The sequence below is a fragment of the Mesorhizobium sp. M7A.F.Ca.CA.001.08.2.1 genome, assembly GCF_003998455.1.
GTDB classification, from domain to species: domain Bacteria; phylum Pseudomonadota; class Alphaproteobacteria; order Rhizobiales; family Rhizobiaceae; genus Mesorhizobium; species Mesorhizobium ciceri.
On the sequence record NZ_RZPW01001375.1, the window covers coordinates 1 to 650 of the forward strand.

The 650-nt window shown below is 67.8% G+C and carries 1 pseudogene; it reads left to right on the forward strand.

Annotated elements, in window-relative coordinates:
- Positions 1-650, forward strand: a pseudogene (locus EN914_RS37500) (excinuclease ABC subunit B); the annotation flags it as partial.

A 650-nucleotide genomic window follows, 5' to 3' on the forward strand; every position in this document is an offset into this window, starting at 1 on the left:
AATGACGACCGCGCCGCGCCGAAGCGGCGCAGCCCGCTGACCGATTTCCTCGACGCCTCCGAGCCGCTGCACAAAGGCGGCTTCGCCGAGATGCCGCAGCCGGAGCTCTCTGGCACGCCGCTGACCGGTTCGATCGCGGATTGGGCCGAGCAGATCGAGCAGGAAGCCGAAAACGAAGGACGTCTTGTCGCCAAGGGTGACGGCGGCAAATCGCCGAAGCCGTCGAAGAAGATACCCGAGCGCTCAAGCTCGCCGGGGCGCAGTTCGCGCGGCACCTCGATGGGTGGCGCGGCGTCAGCCAGGGAGCGCACGGCAGCCGGCCTCAATCCGGTCGCCGGCCTCGACATCTCGCTGGAGGACGCCGAGACCATGGCCTCGGGCAGCGTCACCGCGACGGTGGCGGCACTGTCGGCGCTGATCGAATCCGGCAATCCGCTGCACAAGGACGGCGTGCTGTGGACGCCGCACCGCCCTGCCCGCCCCGAAAAATCCGAAGGCGGCATCGCCATCAAGATGGTGTCGGAGTTCGAGCCGGCCGGCGACCAGCCGACCGCCATCAAGGATCTGGTCGAAGGCGTCGATAACCACGACCGCACCCAGGTGCTGCTCGGCGTCACCGGCTCAGGAAAAACCTTCACCATGGCCAAGGT